At 70.6% G+C, this 23,129-nt stretch carries 22 protein-coding genes; 9 read left to right on the top strand and 13 right to left on the bottom strand.

From position 1 onward, the window contains the following. Positions 1-274 precede the first annotated feature (274 nt). The 3 genes from RPX00_RS28715 to RPX00_RS28705 are packed head-to-tail and all read left to right on the top strand — an operon-like array spanning position 275 to position 2,537. Positions 275-838: a hypothetical protein gene (locus tag RPX00_RS28715; protein WP_406630002.1), complete on the top strand. Its 564-nt coding sequence runs from the start codon at positions 275-277 to the stop codon at positions 836-838. Next, positions 835-2,025: a lipase family protein gene (locus RPX00_RS28710; protein ID WP_406630001.1), complete on the top strand. Its 1,191-nt coding sequence runs from the start codon at positions 835-837 to the stop codon at positions 2,023-2,025. The genes RPX00_RS28715 and RPX00_RS28710 overlap by 4 nt, the downstream gene beginning before the upstream one ends. A gap of 11 nt (positions 2,026-2,036) precedes the next feature. After that, a complete protein-coding gene (locus tag RPX00_RS28705; RefSeq protein WP_406630000.1) occupies positions 2,037-2,537 on the top strand; it encodes a GtrA family protein in 501 nt (166 codons plus the stop codon). A gap of 141 nt (positions 2,538-2,678) precedes the next feature. On the opposite strand, the gene RPX00_RS28700 is transcribed toward RPX00_RS28705, so the two are convergent. Further along, positions 2,679-3,857 (bottom strand): helix-turn-helix domain-containing protein, encoded by a 1,179-nt coding sequence (locus RPX00_RS28700; RefSeq protein ID WP_406629999.1) that lies wholly within the window; start codon positions 3,855-3,857, stop codon positions 2,679-2,681. Positions 3,858-4,051: 194 nt separating this feature from the next. Between RPX00_RS28700 and RPX00_RS28695 the strand changes: the two genes are divergently transcribed. The 4 genes from RPX00_RS28695 to RPX00_RS28680 all read left to right on the top strand — a co-directional run bounded on the left by RPX00_RS28695 (position 4,052) and on the right by RPX00_RS28680 (position 9,399). Beyond that, positions 4,052-5,251, top strand: a complete 1,200-nt coding sequence (locus RPX00_RS28695) for a PucR family transcriptional regulator (protein ID WP_406629998.1) — start codon at positions 4,052-4,054, stop codon at positions 5,249-5,251. A gap of 438 nt (positions 5,252-5,689) precedes the next feature. Further along, the gene (locus tag RPX00_RS28690; RefSeq protein ID WP_406629997.1) at positions 5,690-6,622 is read left to right on the top strand and encodes an alpha/beta fold hydrolase; all 933 of its coding nucleotides are present in this window, start codon (positions 5,690-5,692) and stop codon (positions 6,620-6,622) included. 196 nt (positions 6,623-6,818) lie between these two features. Beyond that, positions 6,819-8,162 (top strand): helix-turn-helix domain-containing protein, encoded by a 1,344-nt coding sequence (locus RPX00_RS28685; RefSeq protein WP_406629996.1) that lies wholly within the window; start codon positions 6,819-6,821, stop codon positions 8,160-8,162. 76 nt (positions 8,163-8,238) lie between these two features. Next, positions 8,239-9,399, top strand: a complete 1,161-nt coding sequence (locus RPX00_RS28680) for a helix-turn-helix domain-containing protein (RefSeq protein WP_406643125.1) — start codon at positions 8,239-8,241, stop codon at positions 9,397-9,399. Positions 9,400-9,621: 222 nt separating this feature from the next. On the opposite strand, the gene RPX00_RS28675 is transcribed toward RPX00_RS28680, so the two are convergent. The 12 genes from RPX00_RS28675 to RPX00_RS28620 all read right to left on the bottom strand — a co-directional run bounded on the left by RPX00_RS28675 (position 9,622) and on the right by RPX00_RS28620 (position 21,073). After that, the gene (locus RPX00_RS28675; protein WP_406629995.1) at positions 9,622-10,212 is read right to left on the bottom strand and encodes a hypothetical protein; all 591 of its coding nucleotides are present in this window, start codon (positions 10,210-10,212) and stop codon (positions 9,622-9,624) included. After that, entirely contained in the window at positions 10,209-10,715 is a 507-nt protein-coding gene (locus tag RPX00_RS28670) for a hypothetical protein (RefSeq protein WP_406629994.1), read from the bottom strand. Before RPX00_RS28670 ends, RPX00_RS28675 begins: the two co-directional genes overlap by 4 nt. Continuing rightward, positions 10,712-11,818, bottom strand: a complete 1,107-nt coding sequence (locus RPX00_RS28665) for an MCE family protein (RefSeq protein ID WP_406629993.1) — start codon at positions 11,816-11,818, stop codon at positions 10,712-10,714. Before RPX00_RS28665 ends, RPX00_RS28670 begins: the two co-directional genes overlap by 4 nt. Continuing rightward, positions 11,818-12,789, bottom strand: coding sequence for an MCE family protein (locus RPX00_RS28660; RefSeq protein ID WP_406629992.1), 972 nt, complete (start codon positions 12,787-12,789; stop codon positions 11,818-11,820). The genes RPX00_RS28665 and RPX00_RS28660 overlap by 1 nt, the downstream gene beginning before the upstream one ends. After that, the gene (locus RPX00_RS28655) at positions 12,786-13,784 is read right to left on the bottom strand and encodes an MCE family protein (RefSeq protein ID WP_406629991.1); all 999 of its coding nucleotides are present in this window, start codon (positions 13,782-13,784) and stop codon (positions 12,786-12,788) included. The genes RPX00_RS28660 and RPX00_RS28655 overlap by 4 nt, the downstream gene beginning before the upstream one ends. Further along, positions 13,784-14,794, bottom strand: a complete 1,011-nt coding sequence (locus RPX00_RS28650) for an MCE family protein (protein WP_406629990.1) — start codon at positions 14,792-14,794, stop codon at positions 13,784-13,786. The genes RPX00_RS28655 and RPX00_RS28650 overlap by 1 nt, the downstream gene beginning before the upstream one ends. Beyond that, positions 14,791-15,807 (bottom strand): MCE family protein, encoded by a 1,017-nt coding sequence (locus RPX00_RS28645; RefSeq protein ID WP_406629989.1) that lies wholly within the window; start codon positions 15,805-15,807, stop codon positions 14,791-14,793. Before RPX00_RS28645 ends, RPX00_RS28650 begins: the two co-directional genes overlap by 4 nt. After that, a complete protein-coding gene (locus RPX00_RS28640; RefSeq protein WP_406629988.1) occupies positions 15,804-16,997 on the bottom strand; it encodes an MCE family protein in 1,194 nt (397 codons plus the stop codon). The genes RPX00_RS28645 and RPX00_RS28640 overlap by 4 nt, the downstream gene beginning before the upstream one ends. After that, on the bottom strand, positions 16,994-17,809 hold the full coding sequence (locus tag RPX00_RS28635; RefSeq protein WP_406629987.1) for an MlaE family ABC transporter permease: 816 nt from the start codon (positions 17,807-17,809) through the stop codon (positions 16,994-16,996). Before RPX00_RS28635 ends, RPX00_RS28640 begins: the two co-directional genes overlap by 4 nt. Further along, on the bottom strand, positions 17,810-18,541 hold the full coding sequence (locus RPX00_RS28630; RefSeq protein ID WP_406643124.1) for an MlaE family ABC transporter permease: 732 nt from the start codon (positions 18,539-18,541) through the stop codon (positions 17,810-17,812). Positions 18,542-18,600: 59 nt separating this feature from the next. Continuing rightward, positions 18,601-19,347 (bottom strand): hypothetical protein, encoded by a 747-nt coding sequence (locus RPX00_RS28625; RefSeq protein WP_406629986.1) that lies wholly within the window; start codon positions 19,345-19,347, stop codon positions 18,601-18,603. Positions 19,348-19,456: 109 nt separating this feature from the next. Beyond that, entirely contained in the window at positions 19,457-21,073 is a 1,617-nt protein-coding gene (locus RPX00_RS28620; protein WP_406629985.1) for a DUF6801 domain-containing protein, read from the bottom strand. 260 nt (positions 21,074-21,333) lie between these two features. Here RPX00_RS28620 and RPX00_RS28615 point away from each other — a divergent pair, with 260 nt between their 5' ends. Both RPX00_RS28615 and RPX00_RS28610 read left to right on the top strand, forming a co-directional pair. Further along, complete coding sequence (locus RPX00_RS28615) at positions 21,334-22,269, top strand: ATP-binding cassette domain-containing protein (RefSeq protein ID WP_406629984.1); 936 nt, start codon at positions 21,334-21,336, stop codon at positions 22,267-22,269. Beyond that, a complete protein-coding gene (locus tag RPX00_RS28610; protein WP_406629983.1) occupies positions 22,266-23,099 on the top strand; it encodes an ABC transporter permease in 834 nt (277 codons plus the stop codon). Before RPX00_RS28615 ends, RPX00_RS28610 begins: the two co-directional genes overlap by 4 nt. Positions 23,100-23,129: the final 30 nt, after the last annotated feature.

Genomic DNA, 23,129 nt, shown 5'->3' with positions numbered 1-23,129 from the left:
ACCGCTAAATCGCTACCGATCAGCAAGCTAGCGAGCGGGAACAGCGCCGATCAAGAGCTGGACCGGAAATCCCGGAGCCTGCTCCGCAAATTGTCACCCCGGCACGCCGCACGAACCGTTTTCCTAGCAGGCACAGGCGAATTTTCCCGGGTACGGTCCCAGCGGCGAGCCGCTGACGCAGGTGACAAAACCGGATCCGGAAATGTGGATGCGCGTGCCAATCGCGCATTCTATTCTTGCCTGCCCGCGAGCGTGCTGCGTAGCCTCGAAAACCATGAAACGAATGCACAGCGCGGTGCTCGTGACGTCGGCTGCCGTGCTCCTGTCGTGCACTTCCTGCTCCTCGGCCGCACCCGCGAACCCCGGCCGGCACGCCGATCCCGCCGCGCTGGCCTGGGTCGACAAGGTGTGCACCAGCGTGGCCGCGGGCTCTGCGAAGCTCTCGCAGCCGCCGGCCGCCGACAGCGCCGCCCCCGGCAAGACGCGGGACGCCATGGTCGCCTTCCTCGACCGGCTGGGCTCGGCACTCGGCGACATGGCGGGCGGCATCCGCGCGGCCGGGGTGCCGCCGGTCCCGGACGGGCAGTCCGCCGTGGACAAGGCCGCCGCGAACCTGACCGAGACCACGGGCAAAATCGCCGCGACGAAGGCCAAGATGGCACAGGCGAAGGTGCACGACCAGGCGAGCCTGCGCCAGGCGATCGCCGACGCCGACGCGACGATGGGGCAGCTCGCCGACCCGGAGGGGCCGATCAAGGACCTCAAGGCGAACCCTGAGCTGAACCTGGCCTTCGCCGAGTCCGCGACCTGCAAACGCGTCTACGGGACGAGTTCATGACGGCCCGTCGCGCGCTCGCCGCGCTGGTCGTGCTGGTCCTCGCCACCGCACTCGCCCCGGCGGCCGCGGCGGCGGACCCGAGCGGCACCGGCCCTGCCGACGATTCGTTCTACACGCCGCCTTCGCCGCTGCCGGCGGGCAAGCCCGGCGACGTCATCCGCTGGCGGCCGTCGAATGCCGGGCCGCGCAAGGCGTCCGTCGATGCCTGGCAGGTGATGTACTTGTCCACCAACGCACTCGGCAAGCCCGACGCGGTCACCGGCACCGTGCTGGTGCCGAAGAACGCGGACCGGGCCAGCGCGCCGGTCGTCGCGTTCGCCCCGGGGACGCACGGTCCGGCCTTCGCCTGCACTCCGTCGAAGATGATCGACATGGGCGCGTTCTACGAGCAGCCCGGGCTCGACGACCTGCTCGACGCGGGCTACGCCGTCGCCGTCCCGGACTACGAGGGCTACCAAAGCTCCCCTCGGACGACGTATGTCGTGGGACGGTCCGAAGGCCCGGCCGTGATCGACTCGGTCCGCGCGGCGCAGCGGCTCGCCCCGGCCGGGCTCTCCAGCACGTCGAAGGTGGTCTTCCGCGGCTACTCCCAGGGCGGCGGCGCGGCGGTGTGGGCGGGCGAGCTGCAACCGTCGTACGCGCCGGAGCTGAATCTCGCCGGGATCGCCGCCGGCGGGGTGCCCGCCGACCTCGTCCAGGTGACGCTGCAGCTCGACGGCAAGTTCGGCTTCGGAGTCTTCGCCTACGCCCTGCTCGGTCTCGACCAGGCGTACCCGGAGCTGAAACTCGACTCGTTCCTCAGCGACAACGGCCGCGCGAAGTTCGCCGAGATGAAACAGAGCGCGTGCACGTTCGAACTGCTCACGACGTACGCGAATCAGAAGATCGCCGACTACACGACGAGCCCTGGCTACATCCAGCCCGCCTGGACCGCCCGGCTGAGCGAGAACAAGCTCGGCGCCGCCCCGCCGAAGGCTCCGCTGTTCCTCTACCACGCGACCGGCGATCAGCTGGTGCAGTTCGCGCAGGCCGACGCCCTGCACAAAACGTACTGCGCCGCCGGGGTCAAGGAGACGTGGAAGACCTACGACACCGACCACATCACGCTGGTCTACACCGGCAACGCCGACGTACTGGCCTTCGTCAAGGACCGGATCGCCGGAAAACCGGCCGCGTCGAACTGCTGATCCGCGAAACCATGCCCGAACTGTTTCGCTTCGCCGTCGTCGGAGCGGCCGCCTACGGGGTCACCACACTGGTCGACTACAGCCTCAAACTGACTGTGCTGCAGGAGAAACCGGTGACCGCGCTGGCGATCGCGACCGTCGCGTCGACGGCCTTCGCGTACCTCCTGTCCCGCCGATGGTCGTTCGCGGGCAGAGGCGGCCATGGACGGCTGCGGGAAGCAACGCTGTTCTTCGCGGTCAATGCCGGCGCGGTGGCGGTGAATCTGGTGCCGCTGCTGGTATCGCGGTACGTCCTGCGCCTCGAAGAGCCGAACATCGGTTACCTGGGGCAGGAAATCGCGGACTTCGCCGCGGGGATGGTGCTGGGCACGGCGGCGGGAACGGCGTTCCGCTGGTTCGGCTACCGGCGGTGGGTGTTCCCGGGACCGGCTCGCCCGAAGGAAATCCACGGCGAGCCGGTCGCACAGCCGTGTCCGGGGCCGCGAGGCGAACCGGTCGCCGAAGTACCGTGAACACCGGCACCGCAAGGTTTTCCGCCACCGCCCGGAGAATCATTCCCGACTCGGAAGCGCCCGCTCCCGCCAACTCAAACCGCACCCGCCCACCCAGCACAGCAAGAATTCCAGCCACCGCCTGGCGAGCAGGCACCCGCCTCACTCCCGGCCCGGAAGCGCCCGCTCCGCCAGCAACGCCAGCTCGAGCCGCAGCCGCTCGTCGGGGTCGGTCAGGCGTTCCCCGAACAAGCCGGCGAGCGTCTTCAGCCGCGCGCGGACCGTTTGCGGGTGCAGGTCCAGTGCCCGCGCGAGTTCGGGGGCGCTGCCTCTCGTCTGGACCAGCACCAGCAACGTCTCCGCCAGCTGCTCGCGACGCTTCTCCGGAAGCCCGGCGAACGGGGCCAGCGTCGTCTCGGCCAGCTGCGCCGCCAGGAACTCGTCCGCGAGCAGCAGCAGCGCCGGCACGTGGTCGCGGCACCAGACGACCGGGCCCGGCGCGTCCAGCAGTCCCCGGGCCGCCAGGTCGGCCGCGCGGCGCGCGACCCGGAACGACTCGGCCGCCGAGCCGGACGGCACCAGCGGGCCGACCGCGGCGGTCCAGCCCGCGGGCAGCCCGGCGAGTCCCGCCAGATCCGTGTCCGGCGCGCCGGTGAGCGCCGCCGGCGGATCGCCCGCCGGATCCGCGATGACGTGGTCCGGCAGCAGGCCGGGCGGAAGCTCGGGCGCTCCCGGCAGCGCCCGGAACACCACCGCCGCGACGCGCTCGGGCAGCCCGGCCGGACTGTCCTCTTCGGCGCGCTGTCCGCCGTCGAGCAGCGCGCGGAGCACGCGGCGATTCCGTTCGCCGCCGCCCGAAGCCTCCGCCTCGGCCGCGCTGTAGCCCTCCGCGACCGCCGCCATCGACGTCTCGACATCGCCGAGCATGCCTTCGGCCATCCCGTACACGACATCGCCGGACAGACCGGTTTCCTGGGCTATTTCGGCGATCCAGCGCCACATCACCCGGCTCGCGACGCGCACCGACGCCTTCACGGATTCGCGGCTCAGCCCCGCGCGGAACGCCGCCCGCCCGTGGCCGCGGAAATCGGCCAGCCGGTCGCTCTGCCACATCGCCGGGGCCCCGACGCGGTCGATGTCCCGCTCGATCCCCCGCCGGGCCTGCTCGATCGCGGCGGCCCGCCCGGGGCCGCCGAAGCAGCGGGAATATTCCGGGACCTCGGCCGCGATCGCGTCGACGCAGGACCGGGCGATCTCCGGGATCCGCGGGCGCACCGCGTCGCCGAGCCGGCGCGGGAGACGAGCCCACACCGAGCCGTCCGGAACGGCGGAACCGCGCATGGCGTTTTAATCCCCTACTCGGACATAGAAGATTCAGGAATAACCGGCATCGGCCGGCACGGAGCGTAGAACGCACACTCGTCCGTGTCAAAAGGACGGGTCCGCGTCGCTCTTTCAGGTGTGGATCGTTCATTTTTAGTGACGCATGTTTTCCGCTACGCTCGCCTTCGCCCTAGCGCCTCGAAGGGGGATTCGTGGTCGAGTACCGGAGCTTCGATCTGCTGGCCTCGCTTCCGCGCTCGCTCGGCGCGTGCCTGCGCCCGCACGCCGCGCACGCCGCGGCCGCGATGATCCAGGAGACCCAGCGCACGGTCCCGGCCTACGGCCAGCCGCTCAAGGGCGTGTTCGGGAAGGTCCTGATCAAAAGCGTCGAGTACGCGGTGCTGCACTGCGTGGACTCGATGGGAGCCCCGGACCTGCCGCACGAGGAGTGGATCGCGTTCTACCGCGCCCGCGGCGCCGTGGAGTTCGGCGAGGGCCGCAACCTCGACGCGCTGCAGGACACCGCCACGATCGGGGCCAGGGTCGCCTGGCGGGCGATGCACCCCGCCGTGGTGGCCGCCGGCGTCGATCCGGCCGTCATCTCGGTCGGCGCGGAAGCGATCTTCGCCTACGTCGACGAGCTGTGCGCCACCGCGATCGCCGGCTACCAGCAGGCACAGGCCGACGCGGAGGGAGCCGTGCCCGCCCGGCGGCGAAGGCTGCTGGAGCTGATCGTCCAGGCCCCGGAAGGCGCGGCGAGCAGCATCGCCGAACTGGCGGGCGGGGCGGGCTGGCCGCTGCCCGGGACGGCCGCGATGGTCGCCCTCGAACGCGACCCCGGCTCCCGCGAATTCCCGGCCGGGGCGTTCGGCGACGGCGTTCTGGCCGACCTCGACGGTCCCGAGCCGCACCTGCTCGCCAGCGACCCGGACACCGACCTCGCCCCGCTGGCGGCCATGCCCGCCGGCTGGCGGGCCGCGGTGTCGCCGACCGTGCCGCTGGCCGACGCGCCGGCCGCGTTGCGCACCGCGCGCAGGGCACTGCAGCTGTCCGGGCCGGAGACGCCCGGCCCGGTCGTCTGGTGCCGCGACCATCTGGCCACGCTCTGGCTGCTCGCCGAGGACTTCCTGGCCGCCGAGCTGGCCCGGCAAAGCCTCGACCCGTTCGCCTCGCTGAGCGCCAAACAGCGCGAGCGGCTCAGCGAAACCCTGCTGGCCTGGCTGGAAACCCGCGGCGGGGCTCCGGAGATCGCCCAGCGCCTCGGCGTGCACCCGCAGACCGTCCGCAACCGCTTGCGGCAGCTGGAGGGGCTGTTCGGCGACCGGCTCAAGGACGCCGACGACCGGCTCGGCATGCAGCTGGCCCTGCGCGCGCAGCGCCTCATGCGCGCGCATCGGCCGCTGGAGAACTGACCGGCGCGGACGCTCCGCACCGCGGCGGCCGCCAGTACCGGCGGAGCGACTGGCGCAGCGGCCGCGCGATCGCCGCCGGCGGCCACTGCCGCCCGGCCCCGGGCTCCAGCCGGCTCGCGGGCATCGGCAGCACCCTTCGCCACGACCCGCGGGCCTGCCGCGGCGAAGGCGGACTGTGGCATTGATGGGCGGAAAGAATCCTCGCGCGGCACGACATCAGCGCGTCCGGTGCGTCGTTGCGACCATGCGTCGAGGATGACCCGCGAGCCGCCGCGATGTCGACAAGCCGTACGGCGGTCCCCGAAAATCCGCATCCGCGACCGCTTTTCCGCCCCCTTTCCTGTCACGCCCGTTCCGAATTCCCGGAAAGTGGCGCTCGCCACCTCGCGGGAAAGAGAAGAGCTGGCCTAATTTCGGCTTCGCGAGAAAGGGCTGCCGATGACACTCGAGACGTACTCCCTCGTCCTCCACGGCCAGCGGGTCCGGCTGCGCGAATACCGGCCCGCGGCGGACACCTGCGACGAAGCCGTCGTGCTGGTGCACGGAATCGCGGGCAGCGCGGAAACCTGGCAGCCGGTCCTCGACCGCTGCCCGGCGCTCGGCAGGCGCGTGCTGGCGCTGGACCTGCCCGGGCACGGCGGTTCCGACGCGCCCCGCGCGGACTACGGGCTCGGCGCGATGGCGAGCATCGTGCGGGACGTGCTCGCGGTGTCCGGCGTGCGGCACGCCACGGTCGCCGGGCATTCCCTCGGCGGCGGCATCGCGATGCAATTCGCCTATCAATTCCCGGAAATGTGCGACCGGCTGGTCCTGGTCGGCAGCGCGGGGCTCGGCACGGAGGTGAGCCCGGTGCTCCGGGCCGCCTCGCTGCCCGGCGCGTCCGCGGTCCTCGCGCTGGCCGTCAACCGGGCGACCCTCGCGCTGGCCCGGCTCGCGCGCGGGCTCGGCGGGTCGTTGAAAACTGAAACACGGGAACTGGCGCGGCATTTCGGCTCGCTCGCCGACCCCGCGCGGCGGCGGGCCTTCCTGTCCATCGCGGGCAGCCTGATGGACCTGCGCGGCCAGCGCGCGAGCGCCGCGGAAAAGCTGTACCTGGCCGAATCGGTGCCGCTGCTGCTGGTCTGGGGAGCCCGCGACCCGCTCATCCCGGTCGCGCACGGCAGGCGGACCGCCGCACTGCTGCCCGGCAGCAGGCTGGTCGTCCAGGAAAACGCGAAGCACTTTCCCCACGTCGCCGACCCCGACGGGTTTTGCCTGCTGCTCAACGAGTTCCTCACCGGCACCGAACCGGCCCGGCTCACCCTGGACGACGTGGCGGCCCGCCTGGCCGGGGACGCGAAACCGCCCGCCGGAAAATTGTCATCCGGATAGCATCCGGCGGTCCCGGAGGTATCACTCGCACCCACCCCTTTCCACCCGTTCGGGTGTAGTCCGGACGGGCGATGGCCGCGGCGGTCGCCGTCCCGTTGACACTGCCGTTCCGCGGAAATTATGTTGCCTGTGCCGCAAAATCTGGATCGGCTTCGACCGCGAAGAGGCCGGTTTTGTTGCCAGCAAGGATAAAAACATGACCGAAGTGGACTCCGGGTTCGTCCGTCCCGCGCCGCGGGGCCGCAGGCCGCACCCCGGCGAACGCCCTGCCGGGCCTTCCGTCCGCCCGTATCCCGGGACGGCCGGGCCGGTCCCGCCCGCCCCTCGGAGCCCCGCGGAAACCCGGCCGGTGCGCGCGTCCAGCGCGCTCGGGCTGTGGGCGTCGCTGCCGAGGGAGCTGGCGGTCCGCTTCGCCCCGCGGGTCGACCCGCTGGCGAAGGCCATCCTGCGCGAGGTCCAGCTGGCGGTGCCGGAGTACCGGCAGCCGATCGAAGGCGCGTTCGGGCAGGTCATCACCCAGGGTGTCCGGCAGGCGATCGTCCAGTGCCTCGACAGTGTCGGCAAGCCCGCGGCGGCACCGGCCGCCGCCTCGACCGCGGTCTTCCGCGACCTCGGCAAGATCGAGTTCGCGGAGGGCCGCAGCCTCGACTGCCTGCAGACCGCCTACCGCGTCGGCGGGCGGGTGGCGTGGCGGCACATCTCGGAGTTCGGGCAGGCCGCCGGGCTCTCGGCGGAGACGCTCTGCACCGGAGCCGAAGCCATTTTCGCCTACGTCGACGAGATCTCCGCGCTGTCGATCGAGGGGTACACGGCGGCGCAGACCCGGGCGGCCGGGAACCTGGCCCGGCGCCGGCGGCGGCTGCTCGATCTGCTGCTCGCCGATCCGCCGTCCGCGCCGCAGGCGATCGCCGCGCAAGCCGCCGCCGCGCAGTGGGGGCTCCCGGACGAGGTCGCCGTCGTCGCCCTCGAACCGCGCTCCGGCCGGCACCGGCTGACCACCCCCGACCTGCACCCCGACGTTCTCGTCGACCTCGAAGGCGGCGAGCCGTGCCTGGTCGCCGGCACCCCGGACGAGCAGCTGGCCGATCTCGCCGAGCAGCTGCCCGGCTGGCGCGCGGTCGTCGGCCCCGCCGTCCGGCTCACCGACGCGCCCCGGTCGCTGCTCTGGGCGCGCCGCACGCTGAGGCTCGTCCAGCGCGGCGTGCTGCCGGACGTGCCGGTCACGCAGTGCACGGACCACCTCTCGACGCTCTGGCTGCTCGCCGACGAATTCCTCGTCCGCGAACTGTGCGAGCGCAGCCTGGAGCCCTTCCGGGACCTCACGCCCAAACAGCGCGCGCGGCTCGGCGAGACCCTGCTGATCTGGCTGCAGTCCCGCGGCAGCGCCCCGGAGATCGCGAAGATCCTGAAGGTGCATCCGCAGACCGTCCGCTACCGCATGCACCAGCTCACCGAACTGTTCGGCGATCGGCTCGACAACGCCGACGCCCGGCTCGACCTGGAGATCGCCCTGCGCGCGGAAGCGCTGCTGGGCTCCTGAACCGCGTCATCCCAGCGAAGTGGTGAGGCATGTGACAGGACTGTCCGGGCTGTCCGGCGAGACAGCCTTCGGGCCGATGCTGAGCGGCGACGGACGGCCAGGGCGCTTGTGGGCGATGCTCCCCCGCGAGCTGGCCGCGGTGTTCCGGCCGCGGCTGCTGGACGTCGCCGACGACGTGCTGCGCGAAATCCAGCGCACCGTGCCCGGCTACGCGCAGCCGCTCGACGGCCCGTTCGGCAAAGCGCTGCGCGGCGGCGTGCAGACGGCGATCCTGCAGTTCGTCGACCGGATCGCCGCGGCGGGCGCGGTGGCCGACGACCGCCGGAAAGTGTTCGTCGCGCTGGGCGTGCACGAGTTCGAGCAGGGCCGCAGCGTCGACGTTCTCCAAGCGGCGTACCGGGTCGGCGCGCGCGTCACGTGGCGGCGGATGGCCGAGGTGGGTGCGAGGGCCGGGGTGCCGTCGGCGACGTTGTGCCTGCTGGCCGAAGCGATTTTCGCCTACATCGACGAACTTTCGGCATTGTCGGTGGAAGGGCACGCGGCCGCGCGGGCCCGGGCGACGGGCGCGCGGGAACGCCGCCGCCGTCGGTTGCTGGATCTGCTGCTCTCAGGCCCGCCCGCTCCCCTCCAAACGCTCGAGGAAGCTGCCTCGGACGCGGCATGGCCGTTGCCGGGGCGGCTGGTAGCGGTCGCTCTCGACGGACCGGCTGACGTCGTCGGGCTCGACGCTCTCGAAGACCTCGAAGACGCGGCACCGCGGCTGTTGCTGGCGATGCCGGAGGAACGCGGGCCGCTCGCCGCCGCACTGGCGGGTCACCGGGCGGCGGTCGGCCCGGCAGTGCCTCCGCACCGGGCAGGCCGCTCGCTGACGGCGGCGCGCGAGGCGTTGCACCTGGTCGCGGCCAATGTGCTCCCGGACGAGCCGGTGACCTGGTGCGCGGACCATCTCGCGACGCTGTTGCTGCACAAGGACCCATTGCTCCCGGCGAATGTCTCCCGCCGCCGGCTGGCTCCGCTGGCCGCCTTGACCGCGAAGCAGCACAGCCGGCTGGCCAGGACGTTGCTCGCCTGGCTGGAAACGCGCGGCAACGTCCGCGAGGTGGCGGACCGGCTGGCGATCCATCCGCAGACCGTCCGCGCCCGCGCCCAGGAACTGGAAACGATGTTCGAGGGCAGGCTGTGGGACCCGGACGACCGCTTCGAGCTGATCCTCGCCCTCCGCGCCACCCTGGCTTGAGCGGCCTCGTCCGGTGCCGGGCGCGAAGGTCCGTGAAGGACCCCGTGAGGGAATCTGGTTCCCTCAAGGAGGCCCTCACAGACGGCAACCCCGCCCCGCCGCTCGCGCTGATCCGGGCAGGAGCCGCATCGGCACCCCTAGAACCGCGTCAAGCTCCTGGCACTGACGGCGAAGGTCCGTGAAGGAGTCCTTCACGGACCGGAAACGGGAGCGAGCCCGCGCTCAGGCGGCGGACATCCCGGTGATCCGCCACTTCCCGCCGCTCCGCTCGGCGGTGACGCTCAGCTGCGCGGCCCCGGTGCTGCGCTGCCCGTCGCCTCGCGTGCCGGTCTGGTCGAGGAACACCAGCAGGGCCGCGCGGTCGCCGTCGAGGAGTTTCACCCCGGACGCGACGGCCGTCGAGGTCACGACGAGCTTCTGCGCGGCCGCGAGCTGCCGGACCTGGCCGAAAAGCCGGCTGTACTGGGCGAGCGCGGGTCCGGTCAGCAGGTCGTTGGCCGCTCGGTCGTTGCGGGACGGATCGTCGTAGCGGTAGGAGAAAAGCGTGCCGAGCGCGGCGCTGACCTGCTTGCCCGCGTCCGCGGTGCCCGAGACGTCGGACAGCGCGGTGTTGTGTGCGACGACCGCGTTCGTGGTGCGCGCCTCGATGGAGAACCACACTGCCAGTGCGGCCATCACGACCGCCACGGCCGGGAAGACCCATCGGCGTTTCCGCGGTACGACAGGTTCGGCGGCCTCGTCCGGCTCCGGCTCCGGCGGCTCGTGGTGGCGTCCGGCCACTTTGACGGGGCGCTTCTTCGTTCGCGTGGTCACGGTGCCTCCCCTGCCGGGACTTGGCCCAATGCGGTGACGTGCCATCCGTCCGGAGCACGGACCAAGTCGGCCTGGAACCGGGAGCGCTTGGTCACGGCCTCCTGGCCGTCGGGTGTCACGAGCAGTTCGACGGAGGCGAGCAGCTTCGCGGTGCCCGCCCCGGCGTCCGCCTCGGTCACCGCGGCGTCGGTCACCTTGCCGGTGGTGACGGTTTTCGCTTGGGCGATCCGGTCGAGGCTGCTTTGCCGGTCCCGTGCCAGCTCGTCGCGCAGCGCGCCGCCGGACACGTCCAGCCAGTGCTGGTATCCGGCCGCCGCCTGCCGGTAGTCCAAAGTGGTCAGTCCGGCGATCGCGGAACGCCCTGCTCGCAAGGCATCCTCGCGGACGGCCGCGCGCGTGACGCCGTCGTCGTGCGCGGCCTGCCACCAGGTGTACCCGGTCCATCCGGCCGCCGCGGTCGCGAGGACAGCGGCAACCTGAGCCAGGGACGCGAAAATCCTCACGGCCGTCCTCCCGGTGCGTTCTGGGAGCCCCGCACGTTCGTCGGGTCGCCCTTCGGCAGCGCGCAGCGCGCGGCCGTGTTCAGCGGTCTGGTCGAGGTGTCGAGGCCGTCGTGATACGGCGTCGCGTATCCGGTCGTGCACGGGGGCGGATCGAAGAAGGACAGCGACAGCCCGAAATGCGCGCCGTCCGGCCGGACGACCGCGCTGGCCGCGCCGACCGCCCGCGGCGCGGTGATCAGCAGCTGCCGGATCCCGCTTTGCCGGGATTCCAGGACGTCCGCGGTGGTGAGCAGGTTCGCGAGCAGTACGCCCAGCTGCGGCCCGGAGTCGCGGATCAGCGAACCGACTTCGTTCGCGGCGGCGGGCACCGCCGGGATGAGCTTGCGGAGGTCGCCGTCGGATTGCTTCAACGTCGACGCGAGCAGTTTGGCGTTGGCTCCGAAGCTGCGGATCGCGTCCGCCTGCTGCGCTTGGGTGTCGAGGACCGTGTGCGCGTCGGTGACGAGCTGGGTCAAGGGCGCGACGTGCTCGCTCGCGGTTTGCACGAACTCGATGCCGCGGCCGACCAGCTGGTCCAGTGCGGGACCCGCACCGGAGGTCGCGTTGTACAGCTCGTCGACGACGGTGCGCAGCGCGGGCTTCGGCACCGACGCGGCGAAAGAGTCCACAGTAGACAAAACGGTGTCGACTGGGAGCGGGATTTTCGTGTCGTGCTGGGTGATCACCGAACCGTCGTGCAGCACCGGCCCGCTGGCGGTGCGCGGCCGCAGGTCGACGTACTGCTCGCCGACCGCCGACCGGTCGGAGACCACGGCTTCGGTGTCGGCCGGGACGGGCGCGGTGCCGGAGTCGATCTCGAGATCCGCTTCCATCCCGGCGGAGGTGAGCCGCAGCTGGCCGACCCGGCCGATCGGCACTCCCCGGTAAGTCACCTCGGCGTTGGTGAAAATGCCGCCGCCCGTAGGGAACTGGGCCTTCACGGTGTAGCCGCGGCCGAAGAACACCTTGTCGAGACCGGCGTAAGCGGCCCCGACGTAGGCGACGCCGACGACGGCGATGACGACGAACACCGTCACCTGGACCCGCACGAACCTGGTCAGCATCAGTGGCCCGTCTTCAGGAAGCCGTTGAGGTAATCGCCGCGGATCGCGTCCAGCGCGGCATCCGGGAACGGGAAGGTGAAGATCATCTCCATCGCCTTCGGCAGTTTGTCCCCGGAATCGGCCAGCCGCCGCAGCAACGGCGCGAGGGCCTGGAGATCGGCGACCAGGTCGTCCTTGCTGCGGTTGACCGTGCCGACGGCGACCGAGGTCAGCCCGTCGAGCGACTTGAGCATCCCGACCAGCGCCTGCCGCTGCTGGTTGAGAACGCTGATGCCCGGGGTCAGGCCGTTGAGCGTCGTGGTGATCCGGTCGGTGTGCGCGTTGAGCGTTTCGGCGAGCCGGTTGACGCTCTCGATCGCCCGGGTGATCTCGCCGCGCTGTTCGTCGAGCCCCTTGACTAGAGTGTCCAAACTGGACAGCAGACTGCGCGCCGCGGTTTCCTTCCCGCCGAGCGCGGCGTTGAGCTGGTGGCTGATGTTCTGGACCTGTGCGACACCGCCGCCGTTGAGCAGCAACGAAAGCGCGCCGAAGACCTCTTCGATCTGCGGGGTCAGCGCGGAGCGGTCGAGCGGGAGGACCGCCCGGTCGGCCAGCTTGCCCGAGGGCGTCGCGTCCGGCGGCGGGGCCAGTTCGACGAACTTCTCGCCGAGGATGCTGGCCTGCCGCAGCCGCGCGACGGCGTTGGCGGGCAGGTCGACGTCTCCGTTGAGCACCAGGTCCACGACCGCGCTGTGCCCGTCCGCGGCGAGCTGGACCTTGGCGACCTGGCCGACCGGCACGTCGTTGACCTTGACGCCGGACTGCGGCACCAGGTCCAGCACGTCGGCGAAGCTCGCGGTGACGTGGATCGGGTGGTCGCCGAGCGCGGCGCCGCCGGGCAGCGGGAGGTCGTACACGCTGACGCCGGTGCCGCACCCGGTGGTCACCAGGACCAGCGTCAGCACCGCGGCGGCCTTCGCCAGTGATTTCATTTCGGCTCCGGGAATTCGAGGAGGTTGCCTCGGCCGTCGATGACGCGCGCGTCCGGGTCGTAGGCTCCGAGCAGGTTCGTCAGCGCGTTCGGGGCGGCGCTCAGCGCCTCGGCGAGCGAGTCCTTCTGGTTCGCCAGCACCTTCGCGACGCCGGCCAGTTTGTCCACATCGGACTGCACCTTGCCGCGGTTGTCCTTGACGAACCCCTGCACCACGCCCAGCGCCTGGGTCAGCTCGGTCAGCGCGCCGGAGAACTGGTCGCGCTGGTCGGCGAGAACCTTGCTGAGCGAGGAAATCTGCGCGATGGCCTGCTTCACCTGCGCGTCGTTGGCGGCGAGCATCGCGGTGAACTTGCTGATGCGGTCGACCGAGCTGAACAGGTCGTCCTTCGAATCGCTCGCGGCGCGGGCGAATTCGCCGAGGTTCTTGATCGCCTGCCCGATCGTCTGGCCGTTGCCGCCCAGGTATTCGGCCGACTTCGTCAGGACGTCGCTGACCGCGCCGTCCTTGTTCGCGCCCTGCGGGCCGAGCGCCGCCATCAGCTGGTTGAGGCTGCGCAGCAGATCGTCGACCTCGACCGGCGTCGCGGTGCGCTCGCGCGGGATCGACGCGCCGTCGGCCAGCTCGGGGCCGCCGGAGAAGACGGGCGTGAGCTGCACGTACCGATCGGCGACCAGACTGGGCGTGATGACGACCGCGCCGGCGTCGGCGGGCAGCTGCACGTCCGGTTCGATCGTCATGGTCACTTTCACGTCGGTGCCGTTCGGCTCCACTTTGGACACCGAGCCGACGGCGACCCCGAGCACGCGGACGTCCGAGTTCGGGTAGATGCCGACGGCCGCGCTGAAGTACGCGGTCAGCGTGCGATCGCGCGGTGCCGTCGCCAGCCCCCATCCCGCCGTGAGCAGAAGCGCGCACACCACGCCGAGCGCGAGCGCGCGCAGCCTGGCCCGCTGGCGTGCCCGGGCTCCCAGGTCGATGAGCTGGTGCGCCATCAGCGTCCCCCGTTCTTCGGTGGCAGGCAGCTGCCCGGTGCGCCGCCGTTCGGGACGAGCCCGCACAGGTAGGTGTCGATCCACCGGCCGTTGCCGACCGCGTTGCCGAGCAGCCGGTAGAACGGACCGGCCAGGCGGAGGCTGTCCTCGAGCCGCCCCTGATTGCGCTGGAGCACGGTCGCGACGCGGTCGAGCTGGTCGAGCGCGGGCCCGAGGGTTTTCTGGTTCTCCGCGACCAGCGCGCGCAGCTGGATCGACAGGTTCTTGACGCCGCTGAACAGCTTCGCGATCGCGTCCTTGCGGTCGTTCAGCTCTTTGAGCAGCGTGGTGCCGTCGCGGATGAGGGCCTGGATCTGGCCGGAGCGGTCGCCGAGCGTCTTCGACACCTTGCTGGTGTTCTGGAACAGCTTCACCAGCTCGTCGTCGCGGGACGCGAGCGTTCGGGACAGGGCGGCGATCCCGTTGAACGCGGTGCGGACGTCGCTGGGCGCCGACGCGCCGAGCGTCTCCGACAGCGTGCGAAACGCCTGGGCGAGCTGGCCGGTGTCGATGGCGCCGACGGTCCCGGCCAGGTCGTTGAAGACAGCGGTGACGTCATACGGCGAACTCGTCCGCTCGACCGGGATCGGCCGATCCGGGTCCAGCTCGCCGTCGCCGACCGGGTCGAGCACGAGGTTCTTCTGGCCCAGCAAGGTCTTGATCTTGATCGCCGCGGTCGTCCGGTTGCCCACCCAGGCGTCTTTGACGCGGAACCGCACCTCGACGTGACCGCCCGCCAGCCCGACGCCGGTGACCTCTCCGACCTTCACCCCGGCGACCCGGACCTCGTCGTTCGGCTTGAGCCCGGCGGCCTCGCGGAACTCCGCCCGGTAAGCCGTGCCGCCGCCCACGATCGGCAGGTCGTCCGAGAAGAAGGTCGCGGTGCCGACCAGCGCCATCAGCAACGCGGTCACCGCGCCGACGGCGATCGGGTTGCGCAGCCGGAACGGCTTGATCCGCGGCGGCTTCACCGGCACCTCGCAGCGGTCACCGGAATGCCCGGCATCGGCCCGCCGGGTGCGGGCTTCGCGTCGGTCCGCACCGAGCAGAGGTAGAAGTTCGCCCAGGAGCCGTAGGAGAAAATCGTGCCGATGCGGTCGAGTTTCTTCGGCAGGTTGCCGATGAACTGCTCGAACACCGGGGTGTTGTCGGCGAGGTTCTTCGACAGGTCGCCGAGCGCGGCGATGCTGTCCTTGAGCGGCTGGCGGCCGGCCTGCAACAGCCCCGCGGTGGACGTGGTCAGCTCGCCGAGCCCGCCGATGGCCTGCCCGATCGGCTTCGCGTCCGAGGCGAGGCCGGTGACCAGCTGCGCCGTCGTGTCCACGAGCGCGTCGAACTGGTCGCCTTGCGCGTTCACGGTGCCCAGCAGCGTGTTGAGGTTGCCGATCACCTTTCCGATCACGGCGTCCTTGCCGGCCAAGGTGGACGTCAGCGACGCCGTGTGCTGCAGCAGGCTTTCGATCGTGCTGCCTTCGCCCTGCAGGACCTGGATGATCTCGAAGGACAGCTGGTTGACGTCCTTCGGGGACAGGGCTTGGAAGAGCGGTTTGAAGCCGTTGAACAGGGTGGTCAGGTCGAGCGCCGGTTTCGTCTTGTCCGGCGGGATCAGCGCACCGTCGCCGAGCATCGGCGAAGCACTGGAGGCTCCGGGGTCGACCGAGAGATAGCGCTGCCCGACCAGGTTGCGGTAGCGGATGACGACCGAGGCCGCGGTGGTGAGCCGGCGGGCCCGGTCGACGGAGAACGTGACGTCGGCGAGCCGGTGCTCGACGACGCGCACCTCGTCGACCTGGCCGATCCGCACCCCGGCCATGCGGACCTCGTCGCCGGGATTGACCGAGGTCGCGTCGGTGAACCGGGCGGTGTAGCCGATCGTCGTGCCGACGTTCGAGTTGGCGATCGTGATCGCCAGCACCGCGGTCGCGCACACGGTGACGAAGAAGAAGACCAAGCCCTTAAAGGCCGGTCCCGCGACACTCCTCATCGGACAGTCACCTCCGTTCCGCGCAGTGCCGGTCCGATGAGGACACTGCTCCAGTCGGGCACTTCCCCCAGCGAGGGCTCCAAAAGCTCGGCGATCAGCCGCCGCTCCCCCGGCGAGTTCGCCGGACCGAGATCGCCCTCGGCGGCGCCCGGGGCCGCACCTCCGCCATAGCACTGCGGGCCGCCGGTGGCGTCGTAGCGCGGGCTGTCTCGGCCGGGCACGTACTTCTCGCGCGGGTCCTGCACGGTCAGCGTCACGTGCAGGCCCGGTTCGTTCGTTCCCTTGCCGAGAGCCTTCTCCATCAACGGTTTGAGCCGGTTGACGGCGTCGAAGAGACAGGGGAATTCCGGCGAGTACCGCGACAGCAGCTCCAGCGACGGCCGGCTCGCGGCGGACACGCCGATGATGTTGTCCGCGTTCTTCCGCAGGAAGTCGTTCAGGTTCCCGGCGGCGCCGGTCACGCTCGAGTAGAGACTGCCGAGATCGCCGCGAGTGTCCACAATGGTCTTCGCGGTGGTCGACAAATCGCTCAATGCCTGGAGGATGTCCGGTGCCGCGCCGGTGTAGACGTCCGCGGCGTCGGCGAGGCCGGTGATGTCCGCTTTGAACTGCGGCAGCAACGGGTTCAGCTTGGCCAGCAGGTCCCGCAGCCGCACGATGCTGTCGCCGAGCGGTTTCCCGCGATTGTCGAGGGCGAGCGAGATCGCGCCGAGCGAGCTGTTCAGTTTCTCCGGCTGGACCGCCCGCAGCAACGGCAACAAGTCGCCGAGTACGCGCTCCAGCTCGATCGCGTTGGCCGAGCGGTCCTGCGCGATGACGTCGCCCGCGCGCAGCGCACCGACCGGGCGTGCGGGCAGCACGAGGTTCACGTACCGCTCGCCGAACACCGTCTTCGGCAGCAGCCGCGCGGAGACGTTGCCCGGCAGCTGCCCGATCTTCGCCGGGTCGAGCGCCAGGTCGATCTCTGCTCCGGCCGGGGTGCTGCGCACCGCCCTGACCTCGCCGAAAGGCACCCCCTTGACCTTCACCTCGGCCGTCGGCGCGAGCTGGCTGCCGACCCGGTCGGCCTCCAGCGTCACCAGCGCCGAATCGTCGAAGTCCTTGTCGTAGATCGCCACCGCGAGGTATCCGAGCAGGGCGAGCACGCCGAGGAACGCGACCCCGGCCAGCTGCGTGGCCAGCCGGTTCATCCGGACACCTTGACCGTGGTCGTCGCGCCCCAGATCGCGAGCGAGAGGAACAGGTCGAGCACGCTGATCAGCACGATCGACGTCCGCACGGCCCGGCCCACCGCGACCCCGACGCCGGCCGGTCCGCCGCTCGCGCGATAGCCGTAGAAACAGTGCGTGAGGATCACTCCGACGCTGAAGACCAGCACCTTCCCGAAGGACCACAGCACGTCGCCAGGCGGCAGGAACAGCGTGAAGTAATGGTCGTAGGTGCCGCCCGACTGTCCGAAGAAGACCACTGTGGTCAGCCGGGAACCGAGGTAGGAGATCAGCAATCCGATGACGTACAACGGGATGATCGCGATGAACCCGGCGACGATCCGCGTGGTCACGAGGTAGGGCATGCTCCGCACGGCCATCACTTCGAGCGCGTCGATCTCCTCGGAGATCCGCATCGCGCCGAGCTGCGCGGTGAACCCGCTGCCCACAGTGGACGAAAGCGCGAGCCCGGCGACGAGCGGCGCGATCTCGCGGGTGTTGAAGTACGCGGTCAGGAAGCCGGTCATCGCCGAGATGTTGATCTGGTTGAGCGCGCTGAACCCCTGCAGCCCCACCGTCACGCCGGTGAACACGCACAGCCCGACCATCACGCCGATCGTGCCGCCGATCACCGCGAGCGCACCGCTGCCGAACGTCACTTCGGCCAGCAGCCGCACCACTTCGCGGAAGTAGCGGGTCACCGCGAGCGGGACGGCCGCGAGCGCGCGGACGTAGAAAAGCAGCTGGTCGCCGAGGTCGAACAGCTTGTCGCCGGGTTTGCTGAGGTTGACCACTCAGGTCCCCTTCGCTGGAACGAGTTGCAGGTACAGGGCGGTCAGCACGGTGTTGACGAAGAACAGCAGCAGAAAAGTAATGACGACCGATTGGTTGACGACGTCGCCGACCCCCTTCGGCCCGCCCTTCGGGTTCAGGCCGCGGTAGGACGCCACCACGCCGGCGAGGAAGCCGAAGATAACCGCTTTCACCGAGCTGGCAACGAGATCGGACAGCTGTGCGAGGGCGTTGAAGCTGGCCAGATAGGCGCCGGGAGTGCCGCCCTGGACGATGACGTTGAAGAAGTAGCCGCCGAGCACGCCGACCACGCTGACCAGGCCGTTGAGCAGCACGCACGCGAGGACCGCCGCTTGCACCCGCGGCACGACCAGGCGCTGGATCACCGAAACGCCGAGCACCTCCATCGCGTCGATCTCCTCGCGGATGGTGCGCGCGCCGAGGTCCGCGCAGATCGCGCTGCCGCCCGCCCCGGAGATGATCAGCGTCGTGACGATCGGGCTGGCCTGCTGCACGACGGCCAGCACGCTCGCCGCGCCGTTGAACTGCTGCGCGCCGATCTGGCTGGTGAGCGAGCCGAGCTGCAGCGAGATCACCGCGCCGAACGGGATGGAGACGAGGATCGCCGGCGAGATGGACACGCTGGCGATGAACCAGAACTGCTGGACGAACTCCCGTACCTGGTACGGCCTGCGGAACATCGCGAGAATGATGTCCAGCCCCATCGCGCACATGCGGCCGAACTCGCGCAGCCCGCCCGCCGCGCGCCGCGGGATCTGGGCCAGCAGCGTCGTCACGGTGCCGTCCCGCACCCGTGCGGGCCGGAGCTGCTGACGCACCGGAGCACCAGATTGGTCGTCAAAGTGTTGCCGGGACCGGAAACCAGCCCGGTGAACAGGCGGCTGAGGTCCTCGTGGCCGACGCAGCCGGCGAAGGGCGGCGTCGTGAACGTGGTCGTCACCTTCGTCGGCGACGCGGGGAAAGCCAGCGGCAGCAAGGCTTTGAGCGTCACCTCGGCCGGTCGCGCGGTGCGGCAGTCCGGGCCGACGTCGAGCGGCCTGCCGTCCACTTTGATGTTCGACAGCTTGACGAAGACCTTCGCGGTGACCGCGGAGTCGGCGCAGAGGTTGGTCCCCGTCCGCTTGCAGTTGGTGTCCTTGCCGGTCAGCACCTGGGTGGTGCCGGTGACGTCGCCGTCCGGGACGAGTTCGACCGTGCCGGTGGCGGGCATGAACCGGAAAGCGACGAAATAGCTGGCGGTCACCGGAATGCTGAGCTTGCCGGTCAGCGGCACGCGGCCGCTGAGCCCGAGCAGGGCGCCGTCGAACCGGCCCTGCGGGAAGCTGATGTCCGAACCCAGTTTCGCCACGTGGCTGGTGGTCGGCTGCTGTGCGTCGCCGACGTAGAAGCCGACCGGGAAGTTGGCGGCGGCGGGCGCCGGAGCTGGCGCGTCCTCGCCGGGCGCGGCTTGCGCCGAACCGAGCGAGAACGCGGCCAGCACCAGAACCAGCGGCAGCGAGAACCGGGTCAGCGCAGGCATCCGGACTTCCTCATCGAAGACGTTCCTTCCGAAGTTACTGATGATTCTCGTTGCGGCACAAGGATTTCCGCATTCTTGTCACGCCGGTCTGCGTTTTACCCGCTTCGCTTCACCTCCGCGTGAGCGTCACGTCCAGGTTGTTGCCCGGACCGGAGGCGAGATCGGTGATCAGACCGGTCAGGAAGCCGCAGCCGGTGAACGCCGGGATGGTGTAGGTCGCGGTCAGCCTGCCGCCCGCGGCGGGGTCGAACCCGGACGCCGAGGAGAGCGGCACCTCGGCCGGAGTCTTCGTGCGGCAGGAGGACGAGGTCATGATCGGGAAGCCGAGCAGCCGCACCTTGGCGAGCCGGACGTCCACCTTCGCGTTCGCCTTGGCGGCACCGCCGGCGAGCGTGCCGTCGATCGGGCCGGCTTGGCTCAGCTTGACCGTCGCGGAGGCGGGGAGGAAGCCGAACAGCCGGAAGTACACGTCCGATTTCGGCAGGGCGAACCGGGCGTCGAACTTGCCCGCGGCCGCGTCGAGCTTCGCTTCGAGCCTGCCCGGGCCGAGCGGCAGGGTGGCGTGCAGCCGCTTGAGCGTCGTCTTGCCGCGAACCGAGTAGGTGAACGCGGTGGTGCCCGGCGGTGTGGTGGTGGGCTGGGTTGTCGGTTCCGTGGATGGGGTCGGGGACGTGGGCTGGGTGGGTTCAGTCGACGAAGTCGGCGAGGTCGGTGGGGTCGGCTCGGTGGAGGAAGTCGTTGGGGTGGAGGACGTGGGCTGCGTGGGCTCAGTCGAAGACGTCGGCTGGGTTGGCGAGGTCGGTTCCGTCGGCGAGGTGGGCTGGGTCGGCTCGGTGGACGAGGTCGGTTGCGTCGGGGACGTGGGCTGCGTGGGTTCGGTGGACGAGGTCGGCTGGGTTGGAGAGGTGGGATGGGTCGGCTCAGTCGGCGAGGTCGGTTGCGTCGGTGAAGTCGGCTGGGTCGCGGACGTGGGCTCGGTGGGCGACGTCGGCTGCGTCGGCGAGGTGGGCTGGGTCGGCTCAGTCGACGAGGTCGGCGAAGTGGGCTGGGTCGGCACGGTCGACGAGGTGGGGGAAGTCGGCGAGGTCGGCGTCGTGGTGCTGCCGCCGCCCGGCTTGATCTCGAAGGTGCCCAGCTGCTGGTTCTGGCCGGGGACGGCAACGCAGTCCGAGGTGAACGTGCCGAGGTCGGTCGGCTGGCCGGAGGCGTTGCGCGGCGTCATCGTCGTGCTGAAGTTCCCGACGGTCACGGATGCGGTGCCAGGCGCGGGAAACGTCACGGCGGGAGCTTGGCCGCTGGTCTTGACGTGGAACGCGCCGGACGGCGGCACCGGCGTCGACGGGATGGTCAGCGGCAGGCCGAGGTTCAGCGTCTTGTCGACGGGATATTTCAGCTGGGCCGCCGCCTTGGCCGAGCCGTCCAGCGACGTCGCGCCGACCAGGGCGAGGCCTTCCGTCGCGGTCTCCGGGACGGTGACGTCCACGTCGAACTTGATCGGGGTGGACGCCGAACCCGCGACCGCGTTGTCGGGCAGGTTGGTGTCGATCTTCACCGCGAGCACCTGGTCGCCGATCAGCGGGAACGGGCAGCTGTAGTTCAGGGTCAGGCTGGCCGACGCGGCCTGCGACAGCCCGGCCCCGGCCAGCGCGGCGGCCGCGGCGGCCCCCGCGACGGTCACGACGGCCAGCGCGTGCGCCGGTTTTCTCGATTTCCACGGAAACTTCACGGCTCGTCACCTCGGGGAATCGGGACAATGTTTAATGTTTCCGGAAAATACCTCCGCGATTGCCGTCGCAACAACTGCCGGAGAATTTCTTGTCACGCCGGTCGGAATGCCCGGCGGGAAAAGAGTCACCCGCCTCCGCACTTGTCACGCGCATGCTATTCGCCGAACGGAAAACTGTTACGCCCAGGACAGCGGACGGCGAGGTTCTTGCTTTTCCCGGCCGCGCGTCGCTACCTTTCCGGGAAAGGGAAGGAGCGGCCATGCGCCCGCCGGTCATCGCCGTGACGGACCTCGTCAAAAAGTACCGCGAAGTCACCGCGCTCGCGGGCATCAGCCTCACCGTCGCACCCGGAACGGTGCTCGCGGTTCTCGGGCACAACGGCGCCGGAAAGACCACCCTGATCGACATTCTCAGCACGCGCGTCCGGCCGACGGCGGGCACCGCCCGGGTTTGCGGGCACGACGTCGTCCGGCGCGGCCGTGCGATCCGGCGGCGGATCGGGGTCACCGGGCAGTTCGCCGCGGTCGACGAAGCCCTGTCCGGACGCGGGAATCTGCTGCTGATCGCGCGGCTGCTGGGCGCGAACCCGGCGCAGGCGCGGGCGCGGACCGCCGAACTGATCGCGTCGTTCGGGCTCGAGGACGCGGCGGACCGCCCGGCAGGCACCTACTCCGGCGGCATGCGGCGGCGGCTCGACCTGGCCGCGGGACTGGTGGGCGCGCCGGAGGTGCTGTTCCTCGACGAGCCGACCACCGGACTCGACCCGGTGAGCCGGTCCGGGCTGTGGAACGTCGTCGAAGAGCTGGCCGCGCGCGGCACCACGATCGTGCTGACCACCCAATATCTCGAAGAGGCGGACCGGCTGGCCGACCACGTCGTCGTCCTCGGCCTCGGGCGCGTCACCGTCTCCGGAACCCCCGCCCAGCTCAAAGCGCGGCTCGGCAGCCGCACGGCGACGCTGACCCTCGGCAGCGAACTCACGGTGCGGCGCGCGGTGGACGCGGTGTCCCGCCTCGGCCTCTCGGCGGGCTGCGCCGGCCTGACGCTGACCGTCCCGCTGCGCGGCCCCGGCGACCTCACGATGCTGGTGCGCGCGCTCGATGCGGCCGAGGCTCCGCTTCGGGACCTGACGGTGACCGAGCCGACGCTCGACGACGTGTACCTGTCCCTGCACTCGGCGGCGGCAGGCTCGTGACGCAGTCCCGTCACCGTGCACCGGTCGCGGGGCTCGCCGATCCGGCGGCGTGGCCCGAAGCCGGCTTCTGGACACAGGTCCGAGTACTCGCCGCGCGTTCGCTGCGCACCGCGTTCGGCGACTGGCGGCTGATCTTCTTCGGGTTGCTGCAGCCAGTCGTGCTTCTCCTGTTGTTCAGCCAGGTGTTCAGCGGCGTCGGGGCTTTGCCGAGCGTCGCGGCGTACCAGGGATACGTGAACTTCCTGGTGCCCGCGACGCTGGTCAACATCTCGATGACGACCGCGATGAGTTCGGGCGCGGGCCTGCTCGCGGAGATCTACAGCGGGTTCACCGCGCGGCTGCGCTGCCTGCCGATCTCGTTGTTCTCGGTGCTGCTGGCCCGCACCCTCGCCGACTCCGCGCGGCTCTGCGTGCAACTGGTCGTGACTTCGGCCGCGAGCGTGCTGCTGCTCGGCTTCCGCCCGGCGGGCGGGGTGCTGGGCCTCAGCCTGGCATTGGTGCTGACTCTGGTCGTCGGCTGGTGTTTGAGCTGGGTGTTCGTCGCGATCACGACGTGGCTGCGCAAGGCCGAGACTCTCCAGGCCGCGTCGTTCGTGGTGATGTTCCCGCTGATGTTCTCCTCGAGCGCGTACATGCCGCTGGACTCGATGCCGGAATGGGTCCGCGCGGTGTCGGCGGTCAACCCGCTGACGTACGCGATCGACGCGACCCGCGCGCTGGCGCTGAACCGCCCGATCGGCTGGTCGGTCGCCGCGGCACTGGCAATCGCGGCGGCGGCCGCAGCGGTGGGCGGAAGCTTGGCGGCGCGCACGTTTCGCGACCGCCGCTAGGTCCTAGCCGTCAGCGCCCGGCTACATGCG

It is taken from the genome of Amycolatopsis sp. WGS_07, assembly GCF_045278895.1.
Classification (GTDB): domain Bacteria; phylum Actinomycetota; class Actinomycetes; order Mycobacteriales; family Pseudonocardiaceae; genus Amycolatopsis.
The sequence above is the reverse complement of the archived record's forward strand: the minus strand, read 5'-3'. Positions and strand labels throughout refer to the sequence as shown.